Consider the following 4058-nt stretch of genomic DNA (forward strand, 5'->3'; position numbering starts at 1 on the left):
CAACTGACTAAGCCCTTACGCGCATGCCGAAGCCCGAGGATGTGCCCAGCCTTCGGGAAGGACATAGTCCAGATATCGGCGTCATCTGGCCGCCGCAACGGAACCTCGTTCCGGTGAGCGCTGCCTTCTTTGCAACGAGCCCGCCGGCAAGGTCGTGCTGGGTCCGATCGAGCGGATATCCGGTCTCCGACGTCTTACGCCGGTGCACGCCAAACGCCGCGCCATTGGTTGCAGCCATGTATGCGGCGTGGGTATCGCCGCACTGTGCAGAACGCCGACTACCAGCGCTCACACAGCACGATTGCCGTGAGCTAGCCCGCTAGGCGACGTCACTCGAGGCATGGAGATCGCTTCGACGTCCCCGGATTTGGCAGCTGAGCGTTTAGGGCCCTGATGACGTTGCAGCAACCGTTATGACGCCGCGCAGTCGGATGTCCCGCGAGGAGCTGCCGACGAGGACAGGCACCGTGCCGCCCGGTGTGACCCAGCGTTGGGTGCCGGTGTCCCAGTACGCGAGCGACCGCGGGTCGAGCGCAACGGTTACCCGCTTGCTCTGCCCGGGCCGCAGGGTCACGCGGGCCTGTCCGGCGAGTTGCTGTAGTGGGGTTGGCACGCTGGTCGGCAGCCGGCCGACGTAGACCTGCGCAACCTCGGTGCCGGTACGCGCGCCGGTGTTGGTGACCGTGAGCTGCACGCGCGGCGTTTTCCCGTTCGGCTTGGTGTTCAGGTGGCTGTAGCCGAAGGTGGTGTAGGACAGCCCGTACCCGAACGGGAACAGCGGTGTGATGTTGTTCTGGTCATACCAGCGGTAGCCGACGAATATGCCTTCGCTGTAGTACTCCTGGTTGTTCACGCCCGGATAACGCAATAGAGAGGTGGCGGTCGGGGCGTCAGACTCGCGCGCCGGGAAGGTGACCGGCAGCTTTCCGCCGGGAACCGCCGCGCCGGTCAGGAGGTCGGCGGTGGCGGGCCCGCCTTCCTGGCCGGGGTACCACATGTCCAGGATCGACCGGACGTCGTTCACCCAGGGCATCAGCACCGGGTATCCGCTGTTGAGCACCACCACGGTGCGCGGGTTGGCCGCAGCGACGGCCTCGATCAGCTGGTCTTGCTCGTCCGGCAGCGTGAGGGTGGGTTGGTCGACGCCCTCGGTACCTTCCATGTAGGCGAACACCACCGCGGTGCGCGCCTGTTTGGCGGCGGCCACGGCGGCGTCCAGGTTTGCCTGCCGCTGCTGCGGGGTGATCCAGGCCAGCCGGATCTGCACCGGGCCGCTGCTGGCCGGGATGAACGGCGGGAACGCCGGGACGGGCGCGGCGGTCACCTGGATGGTGTGCGGGCCGGCGGTCAAGTTCAGGTACGCGAAGGAGTTCGCCAGACCGTCGGTGGTCTTGTGCAGGGTGGTGCCGAGGGCGGCGAGGACGCTGCTGGTGATGACGGGCTGGCCATCCACGGTCAACGTGCCGCCGGTGCCATCTGTTTGCACGGCGAGCAGGTAGTTGCCGGTGGTGGACGCGGTCAGCGTGCCGGTCCAGCTGGCCTGGGTGCCCTCCGGTAGCGCGTTCGCCCCGACGAAGTCGATGTTCGGGTCAATCTGGGTAGCACCGGTCACCGTGTTCGTCCGCAGCACACCGTGCTGGTTCGGTGCCGCATTCGGCGGTGCCAACGCGCCGCTGGGCACCGGCACGCCCTGCACGTCCCGGCCCACCGCGAAGGTGATGTTCCCCTGCGGGCCGGCCGCCTGCCGCAGCGCATCCAATGGGCTGATCTCGCGGTCGGTCACACCGAGGACCCGGGAGCTGCCGCCGCCGCCCACCAGCAGCGTGCGGGCGGTCGTTCCGATCACCGCTAGCGAGCGCAGGTCCGCCTGCTCCAACGGCAACGTCTTGCCCTGGTTGCGCAGCAGCACCGCGCCTTGCTCAGCAATCGTGCGGGCCTGCTGGGCGTCGGCCAGCTCCGGGAACGGCGGCAGCGGGCGATTCACGACGGTACCGCCGGTCGGTGACGCGTGGACCAGCAGACCGAACCGGTCCATCGTGGTCAAGATGCTGCGCACCGCGTTATCCAACGCCGACACCGGCACCGCGCCGCTTTGGATCAGGGATTTCAGCTGCAAGAAGTGGGTGCCGAAGAACTCAATGTCCATACCGGCCTGCAGCGCCGGACCGGCGCTGTGGTTCGCGCCGTAGTCCGACACCACGAACCCACTAAACCCCCACTGGTTACGCAGAATGTCGGTGAGCAGCGTCGGGTTCTCGCACGAGAAATTGCCGTTGACCCCGTTGTAGGCGCACATCACCGCGCCGCTGTGGCCGTCCTTCACCGCGGCCTCAAACCCGCGCAGCTCCATCTCCCGCAGCGTCTGATCGTCCACATTGACGTTGACGCCCATCCGGTTGTTTTCCTGGTTGTTCTCCGCGAAATGCTTCGCGGTCGCGATCTCGCCCTGGCTCTGAATGCCGCGGGTCTCCGCCGCCACCAACGCAGCCATCAAAGACGGATCCTCGCCCAGCGTCTCGAAATTGCGGCCAGCCTGCGGCACCCGGACCATGTTCATCATCGGGCCGAAGATCACATCCTGGTCCCGGGACCGGCCGTCCCGGCCCAGCACCTCCCCATAGCGCTCGGCCAGATCGGCGCTGAACGTCGCCGCCAACGCCACCGGCGCCGGCATCGCCGTCGTCGGAAGGTTCATCCGCACCCCAGCCGGACCGTCGGTGAACGTCAACGCCGGAACACCCAGCCGCGGCACGCCCGGAATAAACCCAACACCGATCACGCGATCGGTCTGCGGCGGCGCTGACACGCCATTCGGCCAGCCGTTGACCATGCCCAGCTTCTCATCCAACGTCATCGCCGCCACCAGCGCCGCCACCGTGCCGGAACCCCCTTTGACAGCAGGCGATGCCGAAGGTGTTCCTGATGCCGGCTGGACTGAGACGGCCGCCACGCCGGCCGCCACCGCAGCGAGTGCCACAGCGAAGGCCAGGGACTTGATACCAACATAGCGACGCATCGCGGGCTCCCCTCGTCTTGCGAGGTAGCACCACCCGGACTGGAACCGACCCCCGTCGAGTGCCGCCTAACCACCGAAAAGGTCAAACCATCCCAGTAACCGGAAAGTCTGCCCACAAACAGTGTCATTTGGCAAGCCCTACCAGCAATTATCTATAACCGGACTCCGGTAACCATGTGTCGGCTAACGGTCGCCAGGACCATCGGCGGAGGAACTCGACGCCGGCAGCGTTCAAGCCCGGAGATGCTTGCCAGGCAGTCGACGGACGTGAGCGGTGAGGCGGCTTCAGGCACGGTTCCCTCGATCTCAACAAGCCGGTGCTGCGCCGTCCGCTGAGCCGCAGCCGGTGCATTGACACTTCCAGCCGCGCCGACGATCAGGTGAGCTGGACCCATGGCAGCGGATATCGATGGAGCGAGAAACCCGATTGGGGCAGCCTCGTTCTAGGTTGTCGCGCCGCCGCCGTCTAGCGCTCGTCCCGCGGAAACGTCACGAACCGCGCGCACGGGGCCGCGCGTGCCAGCAGGTTCGACACTGACATATCGCGATTTGCCGTTGGAGGGGGATTACGTCACTTCAGCACGTTGACGACCCGGGCGATTATTAGTGCGGCGATGAGCAGGGCGATCGCGGATTGCAGCATCATGGTCATCTTGGACCACCGGCTGGTCGGCAGGGTGTCGGTAGGGCTGAACGCGGTGGCGTTGGTGAAGGCCAGGTACAGGTAGTCGCCGAACTCGGGCCGCCAGTCGGGGAACAGTTCCGGCACCGTCATCTGTGGGAACAGGAAGTCCGGCGGCGTGCTCGTCGCGTGGGCCCGGCCCCGCGGGCCGCCGCGGTCGAACGCCCAGTACCACAACGCGAACACGATGATGTTGGTGATGTAGACCGCCGCGCCGATGCCCAGCAGCGCCGTCGGGTTGTCGCCGGCCTTGCCTTGCAGCAGTTCCTGGATCAGCTTGACCGCGGAGAACGCGTTGGCGAACGCGGCGATGATCACCAGCAGCAGCCCGGCGATCTGCACCAGCGCCGAGCCCTGCCG

2 protein-coding genes are annotated in these 4058 nt (G+C 66.7%); both read right to left on the reverse strand.

Annotation, left to right across the window (positions count from 1 at the left end):
* Window positions 1–382: 382 nt before the first annotated feature.
* Complete coding sequence (locus VN779_RS10680) at window positions 383–2875, reverse strand: glycoside hydrolase family 3 protein (RefSeq protein WP_325722309.1); 2493 nt, start codon at window positions 2873–2875, stop codon at window positions 383–385.
* Window positions 2876–3587: 712 nt separating this feature from the next.
* Window positions 3588–4058 (reverse strand): hypothetical protein (locus VN779_RS10685; RefSeq protein ID WP_325722310.1); only part of this gene is annotated, 471 nt, incomplete at its 5' end.

The organism is Actinocrinis sp., from assembly GCF_035605935.1.
Taxonomy (GTDB): Bacteria; Actinomycetota; Actinomycetes; order Streptomycetales; family Catenulisporaceae; genus Actinocrinis.